The sequence below is a fragment of the Rathayibacter sp. AY1B4 genome (assembly GCF_002932815.1).
Lineage (GTDB): Bacteria > Actinomycetota > Actinomycetes > Actinomycetales > Microbacteriaceae > Rathayibacter.
The window spans coordinates 21,209-45,548 of sequence record NZ_PSWN01000023.1 but is presented as its reverse complement, the minus strand read 5'-3'; the positions used below and the strand labels follow the sequence as shown (position 1 = coordinate 45,548).

The window sequence follows — 24,340 nt, the reverse complement described above, 5'->3', positions numbered from 1 at the left end:
AGGCTAGCGCTGGACGGTCGCTCCGCTCAGGGCGGAGAGGGCCCGCTGCGGCCCCGTCTCGCGGGCGAGGCCCTCGGCGAGCGCCGTCAGCCGTTCCCGGGCGGGAGCGTCGAGTGCGAGCATCCGCCGCGCAGCCTCCGCGAGCTCTCCCGCGGAGGCGGCGTTGGGGTCGAGCACGGCGGCGAACCCGGCGTCCTCGAGTGCGGCCGCCCCCGCGAACTGGTCCGTCGAGAACGGGAGGACGACGAGCGGCACGCCGGCGGTCATCGCCTCCGTGACGCTGTTGTTGCCGCCGTGGCTGACCGCGAGCGCGGCCCGGCGCAGGAGCGCGACCTGCGGCAGGAAGCCGCGGACCAGCCAGCCCTCGGGGACCTCGCCCAGGGCCGAGCGCTCGGTCGCGCCGGAGGCGAGAGCCACCCGGACGGGCCTGCGCCCGACCTCGACGCCGGCCAGGGCCTCGACGACCCGGGCGAGCACGTCGTCGCGCACCGAGAGGAAGCTGCCGAAGCTCACGTAGACGACCGGATCCTCGGACGCGGCGAGCCACTCCTCGACCTCCGCGTCGTCGGGCTCCTCGCGGACGGCGGAGCCGAGGAACGCGTGCGGCGGCAGCTGAGCGGTGCGGGCCGAGTCGTGGAGCTCGCCCGGGTAGTTGAGCAGCAGGACGTCGCCGCTCTCGGCGAAGGCGTCGGCGCTGGGCGCCGCCCCGGGGTCGAGGGTGGTGAGGGCGGCGTTCCACTCCGCGGTGAAGGAGTCGCGCACCCGCTCGCAGAGGGCGCGGAGCGCATCGAGGTCGTCCGGCTCCGGAGCGAAGGCGTCCGGCCAGACCGGGGGGAAGCCGTAGACCTCGCCGGGCACCGTGAGCGCGCTGGGGTGGCCGAGCACGACGTCGCCGTAGGGCACGCGGAGTGCCTTCAGCGCCACGCGCGCGGTGAAGGCGAGGTGGTCGACCACGATCGCGTCGGGCTGCACCTCGTCGAGGATCACGCGCAGGCGCGCGGCGACGCCGGACGGATCCCAGAGCAGGTCGGTGAGCCGTTCCCGCGCCTGGTAGGCGAGGGTCGGGACCATCCCGCGCCGGGTGGCGTCGAAGAAGCCGCGGAGGGACGCGCCCTCGTCGGGCGCCTGCTCCTCCGCGCGGATCGTGCCCGGGTTGGAGCCGCGCCCCAGCCGGAGCGCGATGTGCTCGAATCCGAAGCCGTCCACGATGGAGCGCGTCGCGTCGCCGGTCGCCACGACGACGCGCTCGCCCGCCTCCTGCCAGGCCGTGCCGAGGGTCGCCAGCGGCAGCAGGTGCGACGCGTAGTCGGGGCTGATGATCAGCAGGGTCACGAGGCCCCCAGCACGAGCGGCGAGCGGAGAGGACGCTCCTGGTCCGCGGTCGCATGCGCGTAGACGCCCGAGAGGGCATGAGCCATGGCCTGCACCGTGTAGCGCTCGGCGACCATCGCGTGCCCGCGGGCCGCGGCGTGCTCGCCGAGAGGCCCTCCTGCGAGATCCAGTGCGGCGGCGGCGCCGGCGGCGAGCGCCGCGGGGTCGGCGGTGTCGACCAGGAAGCCGGTCTCCCCCTCCTCGACGTAGGTCGCGGGCCCGCCTGTCGCCGGAGCGACGACGACCAGTCCTGCGGAGAGCGCCTCGAGGAGGGCGATGCCGAACTCCTCCTTGACGCTCGCGCAGACGTAGGCGCCTCCCGGAGCTGAGATCCCCGGTCGGCCGTGCCGGATCGCGCCGAGCCAGCGGGCCACGGTGCCGTTCGGGCGGTGTCCGGCCAGGAGCAGCCCGTCGGACGCGACGGCGCGGATGCGGTCGAGCTGCTCGCGCTCGTCGGGGCTCGGGTCGGCGAGGTCGCCGCCGACCAGGAGCAGGTTGGCGCGCTCCCGGAGCGAGGGGTCGGACGCCCAGGCCTCGGCGAGCGCCGCCATCCCCTTCACCCGGTGCAGGCGGCCCACGCTGAGCAGCAGCGGGAGGCCGCGGCGGTGCTCGGGCAGCTCCTCCAGCAGGAGGTCGAGCGAGGCCAGGTCCCCGCCCTCGTCCAGCGCGACCGGCTCACCGGCGGCGGAGGCCCGTGCGGCCGCCTCGCCGCGCTCGACCAGTCCGACGTCGATCCCCTCCGGGACGATCGTGTGCCGCTCCGGGTGCGCGGTGATGTCGACGCCGATCAGCTCGCGGATGGTCGCCGCCAGCTCCTCCCGCGGGAACAGGACGGTGTGCGCGGCGTCGGCGGCCAGGCGCTGCACCAGGCGCACGCGGAACCAGAAGTGCTCGGCGGCGTCGCGCTCGCCGAAGTCCGCGCGGGTGAGGGCGCCGGACGCGTCCAGGCCCGCGATCAGGGCGTGCGGGTCCGGAGCGAGGGTGAACACGACGGGGATCTCGAGCTCCCGGGCGACCGCGGCCGCCGCGAGGGATCCGACGTCCGCCATGCGCAGGTGCAGCACGTCGACCCGACCGGCCGCGCGCAGGATCCGGCGGATGCCGCGCTCGGCGGCGATGCGACGGCTCCACGCCTGGGGCATGGCCACGGGCGGCCCCACGAACGGGACCGGAGCGAAGCCGTGGCCGGAGTCGGGCAGCTCGCCGAGCGCGCGCTCGGCCTCGGCCGGGGTCCCGCGCGAGAGCGTGAGCACCCGGTCGATGCCCTCCTGCTCGACGAGGGAGTCGCCCAGGCGCACCAGCAGGGTCGCGATGCCGCCGTTGTCGCCGGCGCCCACCCGCGTCAGGGTGCCGTCGATGTCGGCGTGGACGAAGAGCTGCGCGACCGTCGGCCCGGCCTCCACGGCCGGTGCGGGGGCGAGGTCGCCGAGGGCGAGCCGGGCGAGGGGCCCGATCGGCGCCGCCTCCTCGGCCAGGCCGGTGAGCAGGAGCTCGGCGTCGTCGGAGCCGCGCTCGCCGAGCGCGTCCGTCGCGGCGGCCCGCGCCTCCAGCCCCTCCGCGCGATCGGCGGCCACGTGCAGGAGGGTGCGCTCGGCGATCGTGCCGGGCACGAGGCCCAGGGTCTCGACGAGCCGTGCCCGGGCCGCCGCTTCGCGCTCGCCGAGCAGCGCGCCCTCGAGCGCGACGGCGACGAGGTCGGGGGTCGAGGAGGCCCAGAGCAGGACGGTGCGCTGCGCGAGCATGCCGGAGAAGCCGCCGTCGCGGACCAGGCGCAGCAGCGGCCCGAGCGCGGCAGGGCGGGGCAGGCGCCCGCCGAAGGCCCAGGCGGCGTGCTCGCGGAGGTACGGGCGCTCGTCCTCGAGCAGCATCAGCAGCGCGAGGTCGGCCTCCTCGTCGAAGACCTGCGCGAGCGAGTGCACGGCCGCGATCGCGGTGAGCTGGTCCGAGGGGTCCAGGGCTGCGCGGGTGAGCAGGCGCACCGCGCGGCCGCCGCCGTCGCTCACCGCGGCGACCGTCAGCTCGTCCGCCATCCGGACGGCCTCGAGCAGAGTGGGAGCGGCGCGCACGGCGTCGAGAGCGGTCTGCGTGGCCATGGTTCACCTGGTCTGTCGGAGCGGAGAGTACGACGGAGCGCGACTCCCGACCGCTGGAGCGGCCCAGGAGGAGCGGACCGGTACCGAGCATGCCGCGTGGGCGGCTGGGATTTCGCCACTTGCGTCGGATCTCCTCCCGCGGTACGGCCTCCTGTCAAGGGGGTGATGGCCGCAGTTCGTTTGCGCAACGCGCGAGGATCCTCAACCGCGGGTCCACTCCAGGAGCCGCTCGACCGGCCAGGTGGTCACGATCCGCTCCTCCGGGACGCCGAGCCGCTCCGCCCGCTCGGCCCCGTAGTCGAGCAGGCCCAGCTGGCCCGGAGCGTGCGCGTCGCTGTCGATCGAGAACAGGCAGCCCTCCTCGAGCGCGAGCTCGATCAGCTCGTCCGGCGGGTCCTCGCGCTCGGGGCGGGCGTTGATCTCGACCGCGGTGGAGTGGTCGGCGCACGCGCGGAACACGGCCCGGGCGTCGAAGGTCGACGGCGGGCGGGTGCCGCGCTCGCCCGACACCAGCCGCCCCGTGACGTGGCCGAGGACGTCGGTCCGCGGATCCGAGGCCGCCGCGACCAGCCGGGCCGTCACCTCACGGGAGGGCAGCCGCAGCTTCGAGTGGGCGCTCGCGACGACCACGTCGAGGCGGTCCAGCAGCTCGTCCGTCTGGTCGAGCGCGCCGTCCTCGAGGACGTCCACCTCGATCCCGCTGAGCAGCCGCAGGGGCCCGGTGTCGAGGCCCGCGAGATGGGCGAGCTGCTCCTCCAGCCGCTCCGCGCTGAGACCGTGGGCGACCCGGAGCCGCGGCGAGTGGTCGGTGAGCGCCAGGTACTCGTGGCCGAGCGCGCGGGCCGCGTCCGCCATCGCGAGGACGGGCGTCGCCCCGTCGGACCACTCGCTGTGGCTGTGGAGATCGCCGCGCAGCCGTCCCCGCAAGGCGCTCGCGGGCGGAGGAGCCGAGCCGCGCAGCTCCGCGAGGTAGTCGGGCACCCGGCCCGACCGCGCCTGCTCGATCACCGTGAAGGTCGTGTCGCCGATCCCGGAGGCCCGCCGCACGAGGGCGAGGTCGTCACGCTCGGCGGACGCCATCCCCTCCAGCACCGCGGCCGCCCGGCGGAACGCCTTCGCCCGGTAGCGGGAGGCCCGCTCCCGCTCGAGCAGTGCTGCGATCTCCTCGAGTGCCGCGATCGGGTCCATGCGCCCGGTCTACCACGGCGCCCGCCGCGGCCTCACCCCCTCGACGGCGGCCTCGGCTCCGGCCCCCGGCCTCATCCCGCCCCCGGTCCCTGCCGCTCGACGCTGGGAACCGGCCGAGCCCCGTTGCCGACCGCAGCGATCGAGATATATCGTGACTCTCGTCCACTCGCGATGTATCGCGTTTCAGAAAGGCACTCCGGTGCAGGAGGAGGAGCTCATGTCCCTCGAGAAATGGCTCGTACAGGCCGGCGAGACGAAGGTCATCGACCTCGACGTCGTCCGCTCGGTCAAGGTCGCCCTCGTCGGCGGCCAGATCGACGTCATCGCCCACGACGAGCCGACCGCTCGCGTGGAGGTCCACAGCGTCGACGGCCGCCCGCTCAAGGTCTCGATGGACGGCGACCGCCTCGAGATCGACCACGTCCAGCTCCGCTGGGACACCATCGTCGACGTCGTGAAGGGCCTCGGCCGCCGCGGCGACCGCGCCGACATCAGCCTCCTCGTCCCCCGCGGCGTCGACCTCAAGTTCGACACCGTCTCGGCCGACGGCCTGGTCTCGGGCCTCCACAGCGACGCCCGCGTCTCGACGGTCGGCGGCGACATCGTCGTCGACGGCCTGCACGGCGACATCGAGGTGAACACCGTCCACGGCGAGCTCTCGGTCCGCAGCCACACCGGCCGCGTCACCGCGCGCACCGTCTCCGGCGACGTCACCGCGACCGGCGAGCTCACCCGCTTCACCGTCGACGGCGTCTCGGGCAGCGTGTTCGTCGACGCCGAGGGCACCCCCGACCGGATCCAGGCCAACACCGTCAGCGGCGACCTCACGATCCGTGTCGACGAGGGCCTCGGCGCCCGCTACCGCATCAACACCGTCTCGGGCACGCTCCAGCTCGACGGCTCCGTCGTCAAGGGCACCTTCGGCCGGGGCTTCACCTCGACCACGGGCTCGCTCGACTCGAAGTGGGTCGACGTCGCCGCCAACTCCGTCTCGGGAGACGTGGTCGTCGTCCGCCGGTCCGTCGCCGCGTCCTCCGCCTCGGTGGGCGAGGGCTGGGGCTCCCCCGGCACCGGCCCCGCCGACGGCCGCCGCCCGATGGACGGGAGCTCGCTGTGAGCCCCGTCTTCGCGCACGGCCGCCTGCGCCTCTACCTGCTCAACCTCCTCGCCGAGTCGCCGCGCCACGGCTACGAGCTGATCCAGGCGCTCAGCGAGCGCTTCGGCGGCACCTACGCGCCCAGCGCCGGCACCGTCTACCCGCGCCTCGCGAAGCTCGAGGAGGAGGGACTCGTCACGAAGGAGGCCGACGGCCGCAAGACCGTCTACTCCATCACCGACGCCGGCCGCGCCGAGCTCGCGAACCGCGCGACCGACCTGGGCGACATCGAGGAGGAGCTCACCGACTCCGTCCGCCGGCTCGCCGACGAGGTCCGCCTCGGCGTCGCGGAGGCGATGAAGAGTCTCCGCGCCGACCTGGCCAGCGCCGCCCGCGACTCGCGGGAGCCCGGACGCCGACCGGAGCACTCCGCCGAGGAGCCGCGCCCGCAGGACACGTCCGGCACCCCCTCCGAGCAGCCCGCGCCGGAGCAGGCCGCGCCGGCCTCGCCCGACGCGCGCACCGCCTCGCGGATCGCCCTGCGCGACGCCGAGGTGCTGCTCACCGAGTTCCGCGACGAGCTGCGCGCGGAGCTACGCACCGCCGCCTCCTCGGGATCCGTGACGACCGCGAGCGTCGACGCCCTACGCGCCGCGCTCGACGAGGCCCGCGCCTCGGTCCGCTCCACCCTGGACTGAGCCCGGACACCGTACCGCCGAGAGGGCGGGGATCCCACCCGGGGTCCCCGCCCTCCCGGCGCTACTGCCGCCCGACCGCCAGCGCCTCCTCCTCCACGTCGAGGAACGCCAGAGCGCTCACCACCGCCGGCTCCTGGTACCGCCCCTCGGAGCGCGCGCGGAGCACCGCCTCCCGCTCGGCCGTGATCATCACGCGCCGGAGCCGGTTGTAGGCCTGCGGGAGCGGCTCCACGCCCTCGCCCTCCGGCGGATTCTCCAGGGCGTCGGCGAGGAACGTCGCGTTCCGCCGCAGCCGGTCGAGCACGCGGTCCTCCACTCCGTCCTGCGGCTCCGCGTCGAGCCGGGCGAGCCCGGCGGCCTGCGCCTCGGCGAGCAGCATCTGCTTCTCGACGTGCTCCTGCATCTCGTTCGGGGCCGGCAGCTTCAGGGCGCGGACGAGCCGCGGGAGCGCGAGCCCCTCGACGAGCGTCCCCGCCACCACGATGAAGGCGAGGAACTGCAGGAACGCGCGCTGCGGCGTCTCCGCGGGCAGGAGGAACGCGGCGGCGAGGGTGACCACGCCGCGGATGCCCGCGAACGACACCCCGATCGCGGTCGGCCAGGTCCACCCGCGCTGCTGCAGCCGGCGCGGACCGTGCCGGAACAGCAGCGTCGTCATGCACATCCAGGCCACGCGGCTCCCGACCAGCGCCGCGAGCACGGCCGCGCCGATGCCGACCGTCTGCCAGACCCCGATGCCCGAGTCGGCCGTCGCCTCCACCACCGACGACAGGCTCAGCCCGATGAAGAGGAATACCGCGTTCTCGAGCAGGAACTGGATCGTCCGCCAGTTGAGCGACTCCGCGATCCGCGCCTGCGCCGACTGGATGACCGGCGCCCGGTAGCCCAGGTAGAGCCCCGCGACCACGACCGCCAGCACCCCGGAGCCGTGCAGCAGCTGCGCCGGGATGAACGCGACGTAGGGCGTCACCAGCGAGAGGCTCGTGTCCAGGACGGACGACTGCACCTGCTTGCGCACGAACCCGAGCAGCACGGCGATGCCGATCCCGACCCCGCCGCCCACCGCCACGGCCAGCACGAAGTCGAGCGCGATGCGCCCGGGAGTGACCGTGCTGACGATCGCCAGGAGGGAGGCGTTCAGCGCCACCAGCGCGGTCGCGTCGTTGAGGAGGCTCTCGCCCTCGAGCACCGTGAGCATCCGCCGCGGCAGGCGGAGCCGCCCCGCGATCGCCGTGACCGCCACCGCGTCCGTGGGCGCCACGATCGCGCCGAACGCGAGGGCTGCGGCGACCGTGATCGCCGGGACGACCATCCAGGCCACCGCGCCGACCACCGCGACCGTGAAGACGACGAGCCCGACCGACAGCAGGAGGATGCTGTCGCCGCGGGCGCGGACGTCGAGGACGGAGGTGCGGATCGCCGCCGCGTAGAGCAGCGGCGGCAGGATCCCGAACAGCACCACGTCCGGCTCGACCACCACCTCCGGGATCCCGGGGACGAAGGAGGCGAGGGCTCCGACGGCGACGAGCGCCACGGGAGCGGACCAGTTCACCCGCCCCGACAGCCCGGTGACCAGGACGGTCACCACCACGAACGAGACGATCCAGACGATCGCGACGACGGGCTCCTCCATCGCGTCACTCCTCCCGGGCGTCCGCGCGCCACGGCCCCATTGTGGCCGCCCGGAGAGCAGCCCGGACAGCCGCCGGGAGGGTAAGGCTAGCGGCCGGCCTCGTGGATGTCGCGCGCCTTGGTGACCTTCGCCGGGTCCACCGGGTTCATGCCGAGGACGATCTTGCCGCGCGAGTGCCGCTTCTCGAGGTCGTCGAAGGCGTCCTGCACCTGGTCGAAGGGGTAGAAGCCCGAGACGAGCACCCGCAGCTTCTGCTCGCCGACGAGGCCGACCAGCTCGCCGAGGATCTCGGTGTCGCGCTGGGCGGTCTCGGCGTCGGGCCAGACGGCGCGCAGCTCGATCTCCTTGCGGTCGTCGCTGGAGTGGAAGCGGCCCGCCGCGATGCCGAGCTCGTCGGCGAGGGCGTCGTTCTCCCCGCCGAAGTTGTCGAGGAACACCGTGACCCCGCCGGGCGCCGCGGCCCGGATGCGGTCGGCGATCCCGTCGCCGTAGACCACCGGCTTCACGCCGATCTGTCGGAGGTAGTCGAAGTTGCGCTCGCCGCAGGTGCCGATCACCGTCGCGCCGCGGAGCTTCGCCAGCTGGATCTCGAGGCTGCCCACTCCTCCGGCCGCGGCGGAGACGAGGACGGTGTCGTCCGGTCCGACGTGCGTGGCCTCGAGCGCACGCCACGCGGTCACTCCGGCGAGGAACAGCGCGCCGCCGACCTCCCAGCTCACGGAGGCGGGCTTGGCGACGAGGTTGCGGCGCGGCACCACGACGTGGGTCGCGTGCGAGCCGACGAGCGCGTGGCCGACCACGTCGCTGCGGAGCCTGATGTCGGTGACGCCCTCGCCGAGGGCGACGACGACGCCCGAGAAGTCGGTGCCCTGGCGCATCGGGAAGGCGGCGGAGTGGTCGGAGTCGAACTGGCCCTGCCGGATGAACGCCTCCATGTGGTTCACCCCGGCGGAGAGCACCTCGACCAGCACCTCGCTCGCCCCGGGCTTCGGCCGCTCGACCTCGGCGATCTCGAGGACGTCCGCGTCGCCGAAACGGCTGTACTGGACGACGCGGGCGGCGGTGGGGCTCAGACGGGACATGCGCTCATCATCCGCCCCCGCCGCCCGAAGCCCCCGACCCCCGAACGGGGGCGTGCGACTCAGGAGGGGTCGCTCGGGCAGTACAGCTGGGTGCGCGGACCGGAGCGGTCGATGACGTGCTCGGACATCGGCCGACCGCAGAGCGGGCACGCCTGCCCCGCGGGCGCCTCCTGCTCGGGCTGGTCGTACGGGCCGAGCGGCGGCGGGCCGATCCAGGGGAACAGCCGCGCGTTGAAGCGCTGGTAGAGGGAGCCGGTCTTCTTCCGCGTCATATCCTTAGTGTACTAACCATCAGGGCACGATGAGAGGATGACGCCGTGGAAACCGACCCGCTCGCCCTCCAGAACCAGGTCTGCTTCTCCCTCGCCGTCGCGGCGCGCACCGTCATCGGGCTGTACCGCCCCGTGCTCGAACCGCTCGGACTCACGCACCCGCAGTACCTCGTGATGCTCGCGCTCTGGGAGCGCAGCCCCCGCTCGCTCGCCGACCTCGGCTCCGCCCTCCGCCTCGAGCCGGCCACGCTCAGCCCGCTCGTGAAGCGCCTGGAGGCGAGCGGCCACGTCACGCGGGCCCGGAGCAGCGACGACGAGCGCCGCCTCGACGTCGCGCTGACCCCCTCCGGAGCGGCCCTCCGCGAGCAGGCCCTGCAGGTTCCTCCGCAGATCGTGGAGCGGCTCGACGTCCCCCTCGAGGAGCTCACCGCGCTCCGCGACAGCCTCACCGGCCTGATCGGAGCCGCGACCCGCGACGGCCGCTGACCCCCCGCTCGGGGCGCCGGCCGCGAGCACGCCGGCCGCCGCTCCCCGCCGCACCGGGAAACTCCCGGTCACAGCGCGGGATCAGCCTCCGCTCGGCCCGCTCCCGGCCGTCTTGACTGCCCCTTCGTACGGAGTAGTGTCATCGCTCGTGACACACGAGGGCCCCCCGTCCGCCGCGGACGGATCGTCGGCCGACGCGACCGAGCTGCGCACCGCCAAGCACTTCTTCATCGGCGAGCCGCTCCCCAGCGACAAGCTCGAGGGACAGCTGCTGCAGAAGCGGCTCGCGCTCCCGATCTTCGCCAGCGACCCGCTCTCCTCCGTGGCCTACGCGCCGCAGGAGCTGCTGATGATCCTGCTGCTCGGCGGACTCTCCTTCCTCACCTTCGCCCCCTGGGTGGCCGCGTGCGTGGTCGTCCTCCTCGTCGTGGTGGTGCTGAGCTACCGCCAGCTGATCCGGGCGTACCCGTCCGGCGGCGGCGACTACGAGGTCGCCCGCACCAACCTGGGCGAGACGGCGGGCCTCACGGTCGCCGCCGCCCTCCTCGTCGACTACGTGCTCACCGTGGCCGTGTCGGTCGCCTCCGGAGTCGACAACATCATCTCCGCGGTGCCCGAGCTGGCGCCGCTGCGGGTCGAGCTGGCCATCCTCTTCGTGGTGCTGCTGGCGGCCGTGAACCTCCGCGGCGTCTCGGAGTCGAGCCGCGCCTTCGCCGTCCCGACGTACCTCTTCGTCGCGAGCGTCTTCGTGATGGTCGTCGTCGGCCTGGTCCGCACCGCCTTCGGCGACACCCCGGTCGCGGAGTCGGCGGGCTTCACCGTGCAGGGCGAGCAGCTCACGCAGGCGGCCGTCGTCCTCCTGCTGCTGCGCTCCTTCGCGAGCGGCTGCGCGGCGCTCACGGGCGTCGAGGCCATCTCGAACGGCGTGCCCGCGTTCCGCGCCCCGAAGGTCAAGAACGCCCAGCGCACCCTCGTCGCGATGGGCACGATCGCGATCGTGCTCTTCGTCGGCCTGACCGCCCTCGCCCTGCTCTCGAACGTGCACTACGCCGAGAACGCCTGCCATCTGGTGGGCTTCGCCGACTGCGCCACGACCCCGCAGCGCTCCGTGATCGCGCAGGTCGCCGCCGCCACGTTCGGCAACAACACGATCCTGTTCTTCATCATCCAGGCCGCGACGGCCGCCGTCCTGCTCCTCGCGGCGAACACCGCGTTCAACGGCTTCCCGCTGCTGGGCTCCGTGCTGGCCCGCGACGGCTACGCGCCCAAGTCGCTGAACACCCGCGGCGACCGCCTCATCTACTCCAACGGAGTGATCATCCTGGCGCTCGTCGCCGCGATCATCCTGCTCGTCTACCAGGCCTCGCTCACGAGCCTCGTGCAGCTGTACATCATCGGCGTCTTCGTCTCGTTCACGCTCGGGCAGTCGGGCATGGTCAAGCACTGGGTCCGGATGATCCGCAACGGCGAGGGCTCGCGCACCGTCTACACGAGCCTGGCCATCAACCTGTTCGGCGCGACGCTGACGTTCGCGGTGCTCGTCGTCGTCACGATCACGAAGTTCACCCACGGCGCCTGGCTCGTCTACCTGGTGATGCCGATCCTCGGCGTCCTGATGGCCGGCGTCTACCGCTACTACCGCGACGTCGAGAAGGAGATCGAGGTCGACCCGACCACGACCTTCGGCGCCAACGGCGACCACGCGATCGTGCTGGTGGGCCGGATGAACAAGCCCACGCTGAAGGCGCTCGACTACGCCATCGCGGCGCGGCACGAGACGCTGGAGGCGGTGCACTCCTCCATCGACGACGCGCAGACCGCACAGCTGAAGGCCGACTGGGCGCAGATGGACATCGAGGTGCCGCTGCGCTGCGTGGCCTCTCCCTACCGCGACATCTCGTACCCGCTGATCAAGTACATCAAGGCCCACCGCCTCGAGCACGGCTCCGAGATCACGACGGTCTACATGCCGCAGTACATCGTCGGGCACTGGTGGGAGGCGTTCCTCCACAACCACAAGTCGCGGCGGATCCGCCAGAAGCTCCTGCTGGTGCACGGAGTGACGGTGGCGCTGGTGCCGTGGCTGCTCGACTCGTCCGAGCTGATCTACGGACGCCGCTCCCGGCCGATCCCCGGCCAGACGCGCCGCGGCGAGCCGGTGCGCCCGGTGACCCGCCGCCCGATCCCGCCCGCGTCCTCGCTCCCCCAGGGTGCCGCCGGCGAGGGCGCTCCGCGCATCCCGCAGCGCCCGGCCGCGCAGAACCGGCCGCGCTCGAAGCGGCGCTGAGGCGGCGGCCCGGAAACGGGTAGAGGGCCCGCGGCGTGTGCCGCGAGCCCCCGATTTCCCCTTAGTGCCTTCCCCCGAAGGCGGCCCGCCCCAACGGGCCGTGTCCGACGCTATCGGTGGGCTATGCACCGGCGCATCCTCCTCGCGACGGATGCCCGTGCTCCCTTGAGACGACAGGCTCGTCCTCCGTCGTCTCAGACGACGGCCCCGCGCACCCCTCGGCCGGTGAGCCACCAGACCGCCGCGACGGCGACCGCGGCCGCAGCGCCGCCGCCCACGAGCAGGATCGCCGCCCGCACCACGTGCGCCCGGTAGGCGGCGTCGAGCGGATCGATGCCCGCCCCCGCCAGCACGATCCCGGCGGGAACCACCGCGGCCGCGAGCACCACGGCCGCGGCCGCGATGCGCACCGGCTGCCGGCCGTCGGAGCGGAGCTTCCGGGGACGGCGGCCGACGTACCAGACCACCGCGCCGATCCCGAGCCCGAGCAGCCCGAGCACGCCGCTCGCGTACTGCGCCCATCGGAAGCCGGGGAAGGGCCCGAGCTCCTGCTGCAGCAGGGGGATCGCCGAGACGAAGAGGCCGCCCCGGTGGGTGAAGCCGTCCCACATCACGTGGCTGGCGGCTCCGATGGCGATGCCGGCGGCCGCGAAGACGAGCACGCGGATCCACTCGGCGGCCCCGCGGGGCGGCGAGCGCCGGGGACGCAGGCGCGAGCGGACCAGCGCGGGCGCGAGGTCGCGCCAGGCCGGAGCGACGACCGCGCTCCACAGCGCGAGGCCGAGCATCCCGAGCAGCAGGTCGACGGTGACGACGCCGAGGAGGGAGTGGGTGGACTCGCGGGCGACGGCGATCGGGAGGTACATGCCGATGTCCGGGACCATCGCGCCGATGGCCACGGCCGCGGCGGGGATCCGGCCGTTCGAGAACGCGAGCGCGACGACGGCGTGGCTCGGCGTGAAGGGCATGACACGCACGCTATCCCGGCGACGCGTCCGGCGAGTGTCCGCGTCGCGAAGCGCGCGTCACCGATCGCGGTCCGGCTCCTGCGCTCCGCTCCGGCTCGTCGGCCTCCCGGGGCCGGCGGTCAGCCCGAGGAACGTGATCCCCAGGACGAGGAACACCGGCCAGACCGGATTCCCGAGGACCGCGAAGACCGCTCCCGCCGCGAGGAACAGCGGACCCGTGACCGCGTTCCAGCGCCGGGACGCCTCCTCCGACGACATCCGACCCGAACCCTTCCCGTCCTGTGCGCGCACCATCGCTCCACGCTAGATCGCCTCCGCGAGGCCCGCCTCCCCCGTCCGGCGGAGCTGCGCGCTCGGGGAGCTCCGAGCGCGGCGACCGTAGAATCGTCCGGAAGTCCGGCCCTCCGGGCCCAGCGGCGACGGATCGGAGCGGGTGTGCGGAAGGCGTTCGCGATCCTCCGCCTGGCCCTCGCCGGGCTGGGCGCGGTCGGACTCGTCGGCGACTTCTTCTACACACTGGGCTTCCGCGCGTTCCAGATCGACAACTTCTTCGCCTACTTCACGACGCAGTCGAACATGGCCGGGGTCGTGGTGCTGGGCCTGTCCGGCCTGGTCGCCCTCGCGCGCGAGCGGGAGCCGCGCTGGCTCAGCACGGTGCGGGCGCTCGTGCTCACCTACATGGTCGTGTCGGGGATCGTCTTCGGGCTGATCGCGGTCGAGGCCAACAACCGCGGCGTGCGGGTCGACGTGCCCTGGTCGAGCGCGCTCCTGCACTTCGTGATCCCGACGCTCGCGATCCTCGACTGGATCCTCGGACCCGGCCGCCGCCCGGTCGCCTGGCGCGGGGCGCTGACCGTGCTCGGCTTCCCGATCGTCTGGGGCGTCATCACCCTGGTCCGCGGGGCCCTCATCGGCTGGTACCCGTACTTCTTCCTCGACCCCGGCCAGGTCGACGGACCCGTGATGTTCGTGCTCTACGACGTGATCGTGCTGAGCCTGATCTCCGGCATCGCCGCGTTCGTCCTCGCGCTCAGCCGGGTGCGGCCGCTCGGGGCGGCGCACGCGTCGGAGTGGCGGGGGCCGCTGGCGCGGCTCCGCGAGCTCGTCAGCCGGGGACGACGGCGAACGGCTCGAGCGCCGTCTGCGCGAGGGTGACCAGCTCGTCGTCGCTGAGATCCTGCAGCGAGAGGGCCTGATCCGCTCCGACCAGCCCGACGAGCACCGCCTCGCCGGTCGACGGCTGAAGATTGAGCCACTCGGTGATGCCCGCCTCGGAGCCGACGAGCGACCAGCGCGCGGGGGCGTCGGCCTCCCAGAACGCCTCGTCGAAGCGCAGCCACAGCGTCTCGACGACGCCGGAGCCGAGGGCCGCGACGGCCGCGCGCTGCGCGAACGGGAGCGGCGGGTCGAAGGCGATCGCGTCCGTCTGGAGCACCCCGATCGGCACGGTGACCAGCACCCGGTCGGCTGTGAACGACTCGCCGGTGCCCAGGCGGATGCTGACGCCGGTCTCCGTGTAGCCGATGCCGCTCACCACGGCGCGCAGCGAGACCTCGACGTCGGCGAGCAAGGTGTCGACCAGCGGCGCGAGCCCGTCGGTCAGCAGCGCGTCGCCGGAGTCGTCGCTCAGCTCCTCCGCGGTCGTGGCGGCGGAGGCGTCGCCCAGTCCGTACCAGGAGGAGAGCTCCTCGGGAGCGGCGCCGGTGCGCAGCGCGGTCGTCCCGGCGAGGTGCGCCGCCACGCGGGCGGCGTCGCCGTCGCCGGAGCCCGGCTCGGCCTCGGCGGGATCGGGCGCTCCGGAGCCGGCGAACGACTCGGCGAGCGCCAGATCCTCCGGCTGCTCCGCTCCCCACTCGAGAGCACGGGTCAGGGCGTCGGCACCCGTGGTGCCGGTGTCGAGAGCCGCGCCGTCGGCGTCGCTCGAGCGGACGTCGGCGAGGTCGACCGCGGTCGTGACCACGCCCGCGTCCGCGATGCTCTCGCGCAGGGCGGCTCCCGGGCCGGTGAGCGCCCAGGCTCCGGTCTCGACGGCGATCGGCCAGCCGTCCGGAGTCGCGGTGGCGATGCGGCCGCCGGTGCGCTCGCGCGCCTCGACCACGGTGACGTCGAAGCCCGCGTCGGACAGGCGCCGCGCGGCGACCGCTCCGGCGAGACCGGCCCCGACGATCGCGATCCGCTCGCCCTCGTCGGCGACGGCGCTGATCTCGGCGGCCGCGCGGACCCCGGAGCTCCAGGCGCCCTGGAGCGTGCCGGGCGCCTCCGTGTCGGTGGCCTCGCCCGCGAGGAAGACGCGGTCGAGGACCGCCGTGCCCAGGTCGGTGCGGTGCTGCGGCGTCGCGCCGACGGGCAGGTACGAGACGGAGCCGAGCGCGTACGGATCCTCGGCCCAGGCGGAGCGCACGAAGGCGGCCGGCGCGGGGACGGCGGTGGTGCTCGGCGTGGGCACGGGGGCCTTCGTGACGGAGCGGGTCGGCGTCGGACGCGACGGCGTGCAGCCCGCGAGAGCCAGGAGCCCGACTCCCGTGGCGGCTCCCGAGAGGAAGAGGCGGCGTCCGATCGTCATCCCGGACATCCTACGTTCTCGGCGTTCGGCCGGGGCGGCGCGGGCGGCGTGGTGCTGACGCCACCCTGGCACGCGGCCCGCTTCGAGGTGCGGGGTGACGGCGGGACAGCGAGCGGATAGCGTCGGGGCAGCGCGGACCGGACCGCGGCGACGGGGGACGCGGCATGGACACGACTCGGACGCGGACCGCGACGACGACGGCCGGGGCCCCTCCCCGCAGTCACCTCCACGCGGTGCTGCTCGGCGCACTGGGGATGATCGTGGCCCCGCTGCTCATCGTCCTCGCGACCACGGCCTGGTCCTCCCCCGGACCGGAGGAGTACGTCCGCATGGCGCTCGGCTCGGTGGTCGCGGCGTGCGTCTCGGTGGTCGGCGCCTGGTGGCTCGCCTTCGAGCGGCGCAGCGCCGGGGCACCCGGTCGCACCTGGTTCTGGGGCGTCGCGTGCCTCTTCACGGTCAGCGCGGTCTCGACCGTCGGAGCCGCCGCCGACCGCCTCACCGGCCTGATCACGGGCTGAGCAGGTGGACGTCCAGGCGCGGTCACCGCGCTCGCCTCACCCCTCAGCGACCGCGCCGGTGGTCGCGAGTCCCCCCTCGAGCGAGCGGCGGCAGCATCGGCGCCGGTGATCGCCCCGACGAGACGACCGAGCGGCTCCGGCTGTTCCGTCCCGCCGAGAGCGATCTGGACGAGCTGTGGCGGCTGTACTCCGACGAGCGGATCGCGGCGGGCGACCCCCTCCTCCGGCACGGCTCCGTCGAGCAGACCCGGGCGGTGCTCGCCCGCCGGACGGCGCAGTGGGCACGGGACGACCTCAGCAGCTGGGTCGTCCGGCTGCGGAGTCCCGAGGGCGGCGCGGACGGTGCGATCGGGATCGGCGGATGCACCCTCCTCACCGACACGGCCTGGAACGTCGCGTTCACCGTCCATCCGGACCACTGGGGCAGGGGGTACGCCCAGGAGATCGCCTCCGCAGGCATCGCGCGGGCGCGGCGGCTCAGGCCGGAGCTCCCCGTGACCGCGGTCGTCGCGGAACGGAACGAGCGATCGCACCGGACGGTCGCTCGACTCGGTCTCGACCGGAGGTGGGCGGGCCCCGATGCGCACAGCCCCGACCCCGCGGCTCGCATCGTGCTCTACTCCGACCGCCTCCTCTCCGAGGACGAGATCGGCCGCCTCACGAGCTGAGGGCGCCGCGTGGCGCGGGTCGCCGCAGGCAGCAGCGGAGCCGAGACGCCTGTGCGAGACCGGGACGTCACGTTCCGGTGCGCCTCCCGGCCCCATCTTTCTTCCCGGCGGGCGGCGCTGCGCACGAGTGGGTGGGTGGGCGGCGCGGCACTCGCGCCGACCCCTCTCGCGATCGCGCTCAGCGGCCGCCCGCGAGTCGGGGCAGGAAGGGCGCGGAGGTACTCGCCGGACGGAGCATTCGAAGCCCGTCACCGCGAGGGGCGTTAGCGTCGTCGGATGGCGAGCATCACGTACCCCGCGCCCCTCCGCGTCGGAGGCCGGGTGGAGGTGCCCGCGCCCTCGATGGGAGTCCCCGAGCACCTGCACGACCGGCTGCAGGACGCCGCGCGCCGACTCGGCTCGGCGGGATACGACGTCCGGGTCCGGCCGCACGCCCTCCTCGGCGGACTCGCTCCGGCGTCCGCCGCGGATCGGGCGGCCGACCTGCACGACGCCTTCCGGAGCGGGGACGCGGTCCTTCCTCCATGGGGCGGCGAGCTCGCCGTCGAGCTGCTGGAGAGGCTCGACTGGCACGCCCTCGCGGAGGCCCGGCCCTGGTTCGTCGGCTGGTCGGACGTCTCGACGCTGCTCCTGCCCCTGACGACGACGACCGGGCTCGCGACGATCCACGGCGCCAATCTGATGGACGAGCCGTGGGAGCTGCCGGTCGGGTTCCACCGCTGGACGGAGGTCGCCGGTCTCGAGCCCGGAGCCGCGTTCACGCAGCACGCCGCGCCGCGACGCCGGAGCCGTCCGTGGGGTGCGTGGGCGGACGAGCCGCTCGACCGCGATCGGGCCTACGAGGAGCCGACCCGCTGGCGCTCGCTCGACGGGGCAGCGGACGCGGCGATGTCCGGCCGCTTGATCGGCGGATGCCTCGAGACGGTGTCCCTGCTCGCGGGCACGCCCTACGGCGACGTGCCGGGTTTCGCTCGCCGGCACGCGGCGGAGGGCACCGTCGTCTACCTGGAGGCGGCCGGGTCCGACTCCGTCTCGGTGCTCCGGATGCTCACCTCCCTCCGGCTCGCGGGGTGGTTCGAGCAGGCGACCGGCGTCCTGATCGGCCGGACCGAGGGCGCGTCCCTGCCCGAGCTGAGCCAGGAGGACGCGGTGCGGCGGGCTCTCGGCGATCTCGGCGTGCCGGTGATCCTCGACGTCGACACCGGGCACCAGCCGCCGCAGATGCCCCTGGTCAACGGCGCGCTCGCCGAGATCGCGCTGAGCGGGCCGACGGCCTCGATCACGCAGCGGCTCGTGCCCTGACGGGTCGTCGAAGTACCGCGCCGCCACCCAGATACACAACGCTTCTTGCACAATCTTTCTTGTGCTTTAGGCTGAGCGCATGGTCGACCGATCGAATCTGCACGACGCAGCTCACATGCGCGTCCTTGCTCACCCCACCCGCCTACGCCTGCTTGGGCTGCTCCGAGAGCTCAGCCCACGAACCGCCGCGCAGCTCTCGGAGCACATCGACGAGGCGCCGGGGACGCTGAGCTACCACCTGACGAAGCTGGCGGGAGCCGGGCTGATCGAGGAGGCGCCGGAGTCGGGCCGGGATCGGCGGGAACGCTGGTGGAGGGCGAAGCACCTCGAGACCGTGTGGGACGAGAGCGAGGTCGCACGCGACCCGGAGAAGCTCGGAGCCCTCCGTGAGATGGCGGCGGCGATCTCCCGCGTCTACGCGCAGCAGTACGACGAGTACCTCGCGTCGACGCCGACGCTGCCGGAGGAGTGGGTGAGCGCCGGCACGAGCAGCGACCGCCGCTGGCGCCTGAGCGCGGATCAGCTGTGGGAGCTGCGCGACGAGCTCGCGCAGCTCGACCGGAAGTGGGCGCGGATCAGCGACGACCACCGGACCGACGACGGGTCGGAAGAGGTGTTCTTCCTCGTCCAGGCCTACCGCCGGCCGCGATGAGCGCGGCGGAGCGCTCCTCGCGGCCCCTCGCCGCACTCCTCGTCGGGCACGTCCTCTCCAGAACCGGCAACGTCGTCACCCTGTTCGCCGTGCCGTTCCTGGTGCTGAGCGCGGGCGGAGGACCGGTGGAGGTAGGGACAGCGGCCGCCGCGGCGACCGCACCCGTCCTCCTCGGCGGGCCGCTCGGCGGCGCACTCGTCGATCGTGTCGGCCTCGTGCGGTCGTCCGTGCTCTCCGACGCGGTGAGCGGCACGAGTCTCGCGCTCATCCCGCTCCTGACCGCGCTCGACGCGCTGCCGTTCCCGGTCCTCCTGACGATCGTCTTCGTCAGCGGCCTCCTCGACGTCCCCGGGGAGACCGCCCGACGCGTCCTCCTCCCCCGCCTCTCCCAGACGGCGGGCATCCCGCTGGAGCGCTCGGTCGGCTTCCTCGACGCCACCACCCGCCTCTCCACCATGCTCGGCGCGCCGCTCGCGGGGGTGATGGTCAGCACTCTCGGCGCCGATGCGGCCCTCCTCGCGACCGCAGTGTCCTTCGCCGCGTCCGCGATCCTCACGGCGGCACTCGTCCGGGCACCGTCGACCACCCCCGAGGGGCCGGAGGAGAGCTCGACGGGCTACTGGTCGGACCTCCGGGAGGGTCTGCGCTTCATCCGCCGGGATCCCCTCCTGCGCTGCATCATCGCCCTCGTCCTCGTCACCAACACCCTCGACGCCGCCCGGTCGAGCACGCTCCTCCCCCTCTACGCCGAGCGGCACCTCGAGGGCGCGTCGTCCCTCGGCCTCGTCTCCGGCGTGTTCGGCGCGGCCGCCCTGACCGGAACGCTCGCCTTCGGCCTCGTCGCGCACCGCCTGCCGCGCCGGATCCCCTTCGCCGCCTGCTTCCTCGTCGCCGCCACCTACGGAGCCGCGCCGGCTCTCGGTCTCGGTGTCGTGGGGCTGGCCGCCTCGGCCGCCGTCTGCGGGCTCGCCGCCGGAGCCCTGAACCCGATCCTCGGCGCGGTCTTCCTCGATCGCATCCCGACCGCCCTCCAGGCGCGCGTGCTCGGACTCGTGTCCGCCGGGACCTGGGCAGGGATGCCGCTCGGCGGAGTCCTCGGAGGGCTCGCCGCCGACACGCTCGGCCTCCGCCTCACCTTCGCCGTCACCGCCGTGGTCTACGTGGTCGCCGCCGGCACTCCGCTGCTCGGCGGAGCCTGGCGCCGGATGGAACGGTCGGCCTCCTGACCCCGGCCGCGGAGCCGAGAACGACCGGCGTGAGGAATGCGGCGCCCCGGCCCTCCTCCGCCCGCCGAGCGCAAGGCCGAGCGGCGGGAAGGCGCCGAGTGGTAGACCTGGGGGCATGAGCAACGACATCCGCGCACTCGCCGAGGGCGAGAGCTACCTCGCCTTCTTCCAGGGCGGGCCGTTCGACGGCCAGACCGAGAACCGCGTCAGCACCGAGGGGGGCTACGAGAAGGAGGTCGACGTCTACGCCGCCGTCGACGGCCAGGAGACGCACCTCGTCTACAACGCCGTCTCCGCGAAGGAGGTCGGCGAGGCGGTCCACGTGACCTACTCGATCGACACTCCCGACTCCGACCCGATCGAGGACCCGGAGGACCGCGGCGGCGGATTCCAGTAGTCCGCACCACCCTTCGGATGCCGCTCCGGCGTCGCGCTCAGCGCGGCCGGGGCGGCATCGGCATGTGAGGACGCGCCACTCCGGAGACCACGCCTCCCGCCGCTCCTAGGATGATGGTTCCTCACTGTCTCGGCCGATTCAGGTCCGCGTTCCTCGGGAGCCGCCGTGTCCGATCCGCTGATCCGCCCGATGCCCCTCCGCGGCGACTCCGCCCGGCACTGGCTGCGGGCCCGCCACGCCGAGGCCGGGCCCGACCCCGCGTTCGCCGTCACCGGGCAGGAGGCGGCTGCCGAGGGCGTGCTCCTCCGGCGGATCTGGCACACGGCCGGCACGATCGACTTCCGCCCGAGCCCCCGCGCCGACCCGGGGTCGGTGGTGCTCCTGCTCCCGCTCGAGGGCGCGTTCACCGTCGCCAGTCGGGAGGAGCGCGAGTTCGTCGGCCGCGGCACCCTCGCGGTGCTGCCCGCCCGATCGGGAGCGACGATCAGCACGAGCGCTCCCAGCTCCCGGCTCGTCCTGGTCGTGCGGCCCTCGGGCGACGCGGATCCGCCCGCCGGCCTCACCGTGGTCTCCTCCCCTGCGGCACCGGTGCTGGTCGCCGCCGCGAACGCGGTGCTCGACGCCGGGCTGCCCATGAGCCCCGGGCTGCACACCGCGCTGCGGGGCCTCGCCGCGGCCGTCGTCGCGGAGTGACGGGAGCTGTCAACCCTCCCCGCCCCGGCCATCCGCTCGCAGGGACGTCCTCGAACATCAAGTGACGCCGATCGTCGGCGCCGGAAGGAGCACTCGCCATGGCCGAGATCACCGCCCACCACGGACTCTTCAAGGACACGGACCTGCACGTCGACGACACCGGCGGATCGGGCCGCCCCCTGGTCCTCATCCACGGCTGGCCCCTCTCGGGCGAGTCGTGGAAGGAGCAGGTCCCCGCGTTCGCCGAGGCCGGCTACCGCGTCGTCACCTACGACCGCCGCGGCTTCGGGCGCAGCGACAAGCCGCTCACCGGCTACAGCTACGACACGCTCACCGAGGACCTGCACACCCTCCTCACCGAGCTCGACCTGCAGGACGTCACCCTGGTCGGCTTCTCGATGGGCGGCGGCGAGGTCGCCCGCTACTTCACGAAGTACGGCGCCGATCGCCTGCACAGCGTCGTCTTCGCCTCGGCCGTCCCGCCGTACCTGATGAAGACGGACGACAACCCGGACGGCCCGCTCGAGAAGGCGCAGGCCGCGCAGATGACCGCGGGCCTCACGAAGAGCGAGGACGACTTCTACGACCAGTTCACCACCGACTTCTTCTCGGTCGACGGCGTGCTGAAGGTGACGGAGGAGCAGCGCCAGGAGGCGATCGCTCTGGCGAAGCAGTCGGCCAAGCACGCGGCCCTCGCCTGCATGACGGCGTTCGCGACCACCGACTTCCGCGAGGACCTGCCCAACGTGTCGGTGCCCGCGCTCGTCATCCACGGCGACGGCGACGGCACGGTTCCGTTCGAGGGCTCCGGCGCCCGCACCCACGCGGCGATCCCCGGCTCCGAGCTGCACGTCGTCCACGGCGCCCCGCACGGAGTGACCGTGAGCCACCCGGAGGAGTGGAACCGCGTCGTCCTGGAGTTCCTCGCGAAGTAGCGGCGGCACTCCCGCATGCTGGTCGAGCAGCCCCGCAGGCGCGTATCGAGGCCCGTCGCACGGACACGGATCTCGATACGCGCCCTGTGCGCTGCTCGATCAGCAGGAACCGGTCACCCACGCGCGATGCTCGCTCAGCAGGAGCCGGAGCCCCCGCGTCAGCCCTTCTCCGCGCCCTCGGTCGTGTTCATGATCCGCCGCTGGAAGACGAAGAACAGCACGGCCACCGGGATCGACATCAGCACCGCGGCCGCGAGCTGCAGCGGGTACTGGTTGCCGGTGCCCAGCTGCCCCGACACGAGCGACGCGACTCCGGTCGTCAGCGTGTTGAGCTCCGGCGACTGCCGAGACACCACGAAGTGCGAGAACTCGTTCCACGAGCCCTGGAACGACAGGATGAACAGCGTCACGATCGCCGGACGCGCCATCGGCACCACGATCGAGCGGAAGGTCCGGAACACTCCGGCTCCGTCGATCCGCGCGGCCTCCTCGATGGAGAGCGGGATCGAGTCGAAGAACTGCTTCATGATGAAGATCCCCGCCGCGTCCACGATCAGCGGGACGATCATCCCCGCGTAGCTGTCGTAGAGGCCGAGCTGCTTGAGGATCAGGAACCGCGGGATCAGCAGCACCACCGCGGGCACGCTCATCACTCCGATGAACAGCGCGAACAGCAGGCCCCGTCCGCGGAAGCGCAGCCGCGACAGCGCGTAGCCGGCCAGCGAGTCGAAGAAGACCCGGCCGACCGTGACGAACACGGTGACGATCACCGAGTTGAGCGTCCACAGCGGCAGCGGGACGTCGGTGAACAGCCGCTCGTAGGAGGCGAACGACCAGGTCGCGGGCAGCAGCGACAGCGGGTTCGCGGTGGCGTCGGCGTCCGACTTGAACGACGAGGCGACCGAGATCAGGAACGGGTAGATGTACACCAGCGCCAGCGCGATCAGCAGCAGGTAGCCGCCGATCAGCGACGCGCGGCCGCGCGCGCCGAGGCGGATGCGGCGGTGCGGGACCGGCGCGGCGGGCTCGGGGCTCTCGGGGGCGCGGGTGCCGGGCTCGGTCAGCGTGCTCATCGGATGCCTCCCGTGGTGAGGGTCGTCGCGGCGTCGGCGCGGGCGGCGCGGCGGGGGCGCCGGCGCGGCTCCCCCTTCTCTCGGAGGAGCGCCCGCTGCAGGAGCGTCAGCACGACGATGATGAAGAAGAGGATGAAGGCGATCGCGGCGCCCTGACCCCAGCGGAGATCCGTGAACGAGGACTCGTAGGCGAGGTACGCCGGGGTGAGCAGCGTCTTGCCCGGCGCCCCTCCTCCGGTGAGGTAGATCTGGTCGAACACCTGCCAGGTGCCGATCAGTCCGAGGGTCAGCACGGTGAAGAGCGTGGGCTTGAGCATCGGCAGAGTGACCGAGAAGAACTTCCGGAGCGGGCCGGCGCCGTCCATGAGCGCCGCCTCGTCGATCTCGGCGCCGATGTTCTGCAGCGCCGCGAGGAACAGCAGCATGAACGTGCCCGAGGTGGTGAAGATCGCCATCGTGATCAGAACGCACATCGCGACGGACGGGCCGGACAGCCAGTCCCACCAGGTGAGGCCGAGCGGGGCGCCCGCGGCCAGCGGCCCGGAGCCGTCGACGCCGACGGCGCCCAGGAGCGAGTGCAGAACGCCGGTCGGGTCGGCCATCCAGGTCGGCCCGTCGGCGCCGAACCAGCCGAGCACCGCGTTGACGACGCCGGAGGCGGAGAAGAGGAACAGGAAGATCACGGTGATCGCGATCGAGGAGGTGACGGAGGGGAAGTAGAAGGCGGTGCGGAAGAAGCCCCGGCCCCGCAGGATCCGCCGGTTCACCTGCACGGCGAGGAAGAGCGCGAGCGCGGTCTGCAGCGGCACCACGAGCAGCACGTAGTAGACGTTGTTGCGGATCGCGGTGCCGAAGTCCTTCTGCGCCAGGCCGGAGTCGGTGAGCACCGCGCGGTAGTTGTCGGCTCCGACGAACTGCGCGGTCGGCCCGAGGGGCGAGCCGAGCCCGTTCCAGTTGCTGACGCTGACCCAGAGGGCGAGGCCGATCGGGACGACGAGGAACACGCCGATCACGACGATCGCCGGGAGGGTGAAGAGCCAGCCGTAGCGGGCCTCGTGCCCGCGGATGCCGGAGCGGCGGCTCCGGGGGGCGGCGGTGGTGCTCATCGATGCGTCTCCTTCGACTCACGTGCGCGGGGT

Annotated in this window: 24 protein-coding genes; 13 read left to right on the top strand and 11 right to left on the bottom strand. The window is 73.5% G+C overall.

Going from position 1 to position 24,340, the window contains the following annotated elements:
• Positions 1 to 3: 3 nt before the first annotated feature.
• From C5D66_RS13785 to C5D66_RS13775, 3 genes are all read right to left on the bottom strand, one after another.
• Complete coding sequence (locus C5D66_RS13785; RefSeq protein WP_104326942.1) at positions 4 to 1,332, bottom strand: glycosyltransferase; 1,329 nt, start codon at positions 1,330 to 1,332, stop codon at positions 4 to 6.
• Positions 1,329 to 3,464 carry a glycosyltransferase gene (locus C5D66_RS13780; protein WP_104274200.1) on the bottom strand — a complete coding sequence of 712 codons (2,136 nt, stop codon included), beginning with the start codon at positions 3,462 to 3,464 and terminating at the stop codon, positions 1,329 to 1,331. Before C5D66_RS13780 ends, C5D66_RS13785 begins: the two co-directional genes overlap by 4 nt.
• 201 nt (positions 3,465 to 3,665) lie before the next feature.
• A complete protein-coding gene (locus C5D66_RS13775) occupies positions 3,666 to 4,652 on the bottom strand; it encodes a PHP domain-containing protein (protein ID WP_104274201.1) in 987 nt (328 codons plus the stop codon).
• 217 nt (positions 4,653 to 4,869) lie between these two features.
• Here C5D66_RS13775 and C5D66_RS13770 point away from each other — a divergent pair, with 217 nt between their 5' ends.
• Both C5D66_RS13770 and C5D66_RS13765 read left to right on the top strand, forming a co-directional pair.
• Entirely contained in the window at positions 4,870 to 5,769 is a 900-nt protein-coding gene (locus C5D66_RS13770; protein ID WP_258063932.1) for a hypothetical protein, read from the top strand.
• On the top strand, positions 5,766 to 6,446 hold the full coding sequence (locus C5D66_RS13765; RefSeq protein ID WP_104239545.1) for a PadR family transcriptional regulator: 681 nt from the start codon (positions 5,766 to 5,768) through the stop codon (positions 6,444 to 6,446). The genes C5D66_RS13770 and C5D66_RS13765 overlap by 4 nt, the downstream gene beginning before the upstream one ends.
• 61 nt (positions 6,447 to 6,507) lie before the next feature.
• On the opposite strand, the gene C5D66_RS13760 is transcribed toward C5D66_RS13765, so the two are convergent.
• The 3 genes from C5D66_RS13760 to C5D66_RS13750 form a co-directional block, all read right to left on the bottom strand.
• Positions 6,508 to 8,079, bottom strand: a complete 1,572-nt coding sequence (locus C5D66_RS13760; protein WP_104274202.1) for a sodium:proton antiporter — start codon at positions 8,077 to 8,079, stop codon at positions 6,508 to 6,510.
• A gap of 86 nt (positions 8,080 to 8,165) precedes the next feature.
• Entirely contained in the window at positions 8,166 to 9,161 is a 996-nt protein-coding gene (locus C5D66_RS13755) for an NADP-dependent oxidoreductase (RefSeq protein WP_104256061.1), read from the bottom strand.
• 59 nt (positions 9,162 to 9,220) lie between these two features.
• Positions 9,221 to 9,433 (bottom strand): hypothetical protein, encoded by a 213-nt coding sequence (locus C5D66_RS13750; RefSeq protein ID WP_104223750.1) that lies wholly within the window; start codon positions 9,431 to 9,433, stop codon positions 9,221 to 9,223.
• 45 nt (positions 9,434 to 9,478) lie between these two features.
• Here C5D66_RS13750 and C5D66_RS13745 point away from each other — a divergent pair, with 45 nt between their 5' ends.
• Complete coding sequence (locus tag C5D66_RS13745; protein ID WP_104223751.1) at positions 9,479 to 9,919, top strand: MarR family winged helix-turn-helix transcriptional regulator; 441 nt, start codon at positions 9,479 to 9,481, stop codon at positions 9,917 to 9,919.
• A 148-nt stretch (positions 9,920 to 10,067) separates the two neighbouring features.
• Positions 10,068 to 12,206 carry an APC family permease gene (locus C5D66_RS13740; RefSeq protein ID WP_374952928.1) on the top strand — a complete coding sequence of 713 codons (2,139 nt, stop codon included), beginning with the start codon at positions 10,068 to 10,070 and terminating at the stop codon, positions 12,204 to 12,206.
• A gap of 194 nt (positions 12,207 to 12,400) precedes the next feature.
• Here C5D66_RS13740 and C5D66_RS13735 read toward each other — a convergent pair whose 3' ends face one another.
• A complete protein-coding gene (locus tag C5D66_RS13735; RefSeq protein ID WP_104256060.1) occupies positions 12,401 to 13,174 on the bottom strand; it encodes a DUF4184 family protein in 774 nt (257 codons plus the stop codon).
• Between the two features lie 57 nt (positions 13,175 to 13,231).
• On the bottom strand, positions 13,232 to 13,468 hold the full coding sequence (locus C5D66_RS13730) for an SdpI family protein (RefSeq protein WP_104353577.1): 237 nt from the start codon (positions 13,466 to 13,468) through the stop codon (positions 13,232 to 13,234).
• Between the two features lie 141 nt (positions 13,469 to 13,609).
• Between C5D66_RS13730 and C5D66_RS13725 the strand changes: the two genes are divergently transcribed.
• On the top strand, positions 13,610 to 14,329 hold the full coding sequence (locus C5D66_RS13725; protein WP_104233845.1) for a Pr6Pr family membrane protein: 720 nt from the start codon (positions 13,610 to 13,612) through the stop codon (positions 14,327 to 14,329).
• Here C5D66_RS13725 and C5D66_RS13720 read toward each other — a convergent pair.
• Positions 14,280 to 15,737 carry an NAD(P)/FAD-dependent oxidoreductase gene (locus tag C5D66_RS13720; protein ID WP_181028795.1) on the bottom strand — a complete coding sequence of 486 codons (1,458 nt, stop codon included), beginning with the start codon at positions 15,735 to 15,737 and terminating at the stop codon, positions 14,280 to 14,282. The two genes, C5D66_RS13725 and C5D66_RS13720, sit on opposite strands and share 50 nt — an antisense overlap.
• 164 nt (positions 15,738 to 15,901) lie before the next feature.
• Between C5D66_RS13720 and C5D66_RS17255 the strand changes: the two genes are divergently transcribed.
• The 8 genes from C5D66_RS17255 (at position 15,902) to C5D66_RS13685 (ending at position 22,128) form a co-directional block, all read left to right on the top strand.
• Positions 15,902 to 16,255 (top strand): hypothetical protein, encoded by a 354-nt coding sequence (locus C5D66_RS17255; protein ID WP_181028794.1) that lies wholly within the window; start codon positions 15,902 to 15,904, stop codon positions 16,253 to 16,255.
• Entirely contained in the window at positions 16,180 to 16,923 is a 744-nt protein-coding gene (locus C5D66_RS13715) for a GNAT family N-acetyltransferase (protein WP_181028793.1), read from the top strand. The genes C5D66_RS17255 and C5D66_RS13715 overlap by 76 nt, the downstream gene beginning before the upstream one ends.
• A 276-nt stretch (positions 16,924 to 17,199) precedes the next feature.
• The gene (locus C5D66_RS13710; RefSeq protein WP_104256057.1) at positions 17,200 to 18,225 is read left to right on the top strand and encodes an LD-carboxypeptidase; all 1,026 of its coding nucleotides are present in this window, start codon (positions 17,200 to 17,202) and stop codon (positions 18,223 to 18,225) included.
• A gap of 79 nt (positions 18,226 to 18,304) precedes the next feature.
• Positions 18,305 to 18,877, top strand: coding sequence for a winged helix-turn-helix domain-containing protein (locus C5D66_RS13705; protein WP_104256056.1), 573 nt, complete (start codon positions 18,305 to 18,307; stop codon positions 18,875 to 18,877).
• Positions 18,874 to 20,103, top strand: a complete 1,230-nt coding sequence (locus tag C5D66_RS13700; protein ID WP_181028792.1) for an MFS transporter — start codon at positions 18,874 to 18,876, stop codon at positions 20,101 to 20,103. The genes C5D66_RS13705 and C5D66_RS13700 overlap by 4 nt, the downstream gene beginning before the upstream one ends.
• Positions 20,104 to 20,218: 115 nt before the next feature.
• On the top strand, positions 20,219 to 20,500 hold the full coding sequence (locus tag C5D66_RS13695; RefSeq protein ID WP_104223758.1) for an oligoribonuclease: 282 nt from the start codon (positions 20,219 to 20,221) through the stop codon (positions 20,498 to 20,500).
• A gap of 165 nt (positions 20,501 to 20,665) precedes the next feature.
• A complete protein-coding gene (locus tag C5D66_RS13690) occupies positions 20,666 to 21,193 on the top strand; it encodes a hypothetical protein (protein WP_104256055.1) in 528 nt (175 codons plus the stop codon).
• Positions 21,194 to 21,291: 98 nt separating this feature from the next.
• A complete protein-coding gene (locus tag C5D66_RS13685; protein WP_104256054.1) occupies positions 21,292 to 22,128 on the top strand; it encodes an alpha/beta fold hydrolase in 837 nt (278 codons plus the stop codon).
• Positions 22,129 to 22,286: 158 nt separating this feature from the next.
• Here the strand turns inward: C5D66_RS13685 and C5D66_RS13680 are convergent, their stop codons facing one another.
• Both C5D66_RS13680 and C5D66_RS13675 read right to left on the bottom strand, forming a co-directional pair.
• Positions 22,287 to 23,201 (bottom strand): carbohydrate ABC transporter permease, encoded by a 915-nt coding sequence (locus tag C5D66_RS13680; protein WP_104238713.1) that lies wholly within the window; start codon positions 23,199 to 23,201, stop codon positions 22,287 to 22,289.
• Positions 23,198 to 24,307: a carbohydrate ABC transporter permease gene (locus tag C5D66_RS13675; RefSeq protein ID WP_104238714.1), complete on the bottom strand. Its 1,110-nt coding sequence runs from the start codon at positions 24,305 to 24,307 to the stop codon at positions 23,198 to 23,200. The genes C5D66_RS13680 and C5D66_RS13675 overlap by 4 nt, the downstream gene beginning before the upstream one ends.
• Positions 24,308 to 24,340 lie beyond the last annotated feature (33 nt).

Bases quoted from the DNA above. Each gene is read 5' to 3' on its own strand.
- C5D66_RS13780 (WP_104274200.1), bottom strand. From the start codon at position 3,464: ATGGCCACGCAGACCGCTCTCGACGCCGTGCGCGCCGCTCCCACTCTG.
- C5D66_RS13775 (WP_104274201.1), bottom strand. From the start codon at position 4,652: ATGGACCCGATCGCGGCACTCGAGGAGATCGCAGCACTGCTCGAGCGG.
- C5D66_RS13770 (WP_258063932.1), top strand. From the start codon at position 4,870: ATGTCCCTCGAGAAATGGCTCGTACAGGCCGGCGAGACGAAGGTCATC.
- C5D66_RS13760 (WP_104274202.1), bottom strand. From the start codon at position 8,079: ATGGAGGAGCCCGTCGTCGCGATCGTCTGGATCGTCTCGTTCGTGGTG.
- C5D66_RS13755 (WP_104256061.1), bottom strand. From the start codon at position 9,161: ATGTCCCGTCTGAGCCCCACCGCCGCCCGCGTCGTCCAGTACAGCCGT.
- C5D66_RS13750 (WP_104223750.1), bottom strand. From the start codon at position 9,433: ATGACGCGGAAGAAGACCGGCTCCCTCTACCAGCGCTTCAACGCGCGG.
- C5D66_RS13735 (WP_104256060.1), bottom strand. From the start codon at position 13,174: ATGCCCTTCACGCCGAGCCACGCCGTCGTCGCGCTCGCGTTCTCGAAC.
- C5D66_RS13730 (WP_104353577.1), bottom strand. From the start codon at position 13,468: ATGGTGCGCGCACAGGACGGGAAGGGTTCGGGTCGGATGTCGTCGGAG.
- C5D66_RS13720 (WP_181028795.1), bottom strand. From the start codon at position 15,737: ATGACGATCGGACGCCGCCTCTTCCTCTCGGGAGCCGCCACGGGAGTC.
- C5D66_RS17255 (WP_181028794.1), top strand. From the start codon at position 15,902: ATGGACACGACTCGGACGCGGACCGCGACGACGACGGCCGGGGCCCCT.
- C5D66_RS13710 (WP_104256057.1), top strand. From the start codon at position 17,200: ATGGCGAGCATCACGTACCCCGCGCCCCTCCGCGTCGGAGGCCGGGTG.
- C5D66_RS13705 (WP_104256056.1), top strand. From the start codon at position 18,305: ATGGTCGACCGATCGAATCTGCACGACGCAGCTCACATGCGCGTCCTT.
- C5D66_RS13700 (WP_181028792.1), top strand. From the start codon at position 18,874: ATGAGCGCGGCGGAGCGCTCCTCGCGGCCCCTCGCCGCACTCCTCGTC.
- C5D66_RS13695 (WP_104223758.1), top strand. From the start codon at position 20,219: ATGAGCAACGACATCCGCGCACTCGCCGAGGGCGAGAGCTACCTCGCC.
- C5D66_RS13685 (WP_104256054.1), top strand. From the start codon at position 21,292: ATGGCCGAGATCACCGCCCACCACGGACTCTTCAAGGACACGGACCTG.
- C5D66_RS13680 (WP_104238713.1), bottom strand. From the start codon at position 23,201: ATGAGCACGCTGACCGAGCCCGGCACCCGCGCCCCCGAGAGCCCCGAG.
- C5D66_RS13675 (WP_104238714.1), bottom strand. From the start codon at position 24,307: ATGAGCACCACCGCCGCCCCCCGGAGCCGCCGCTCCGGCATCCGCGGG.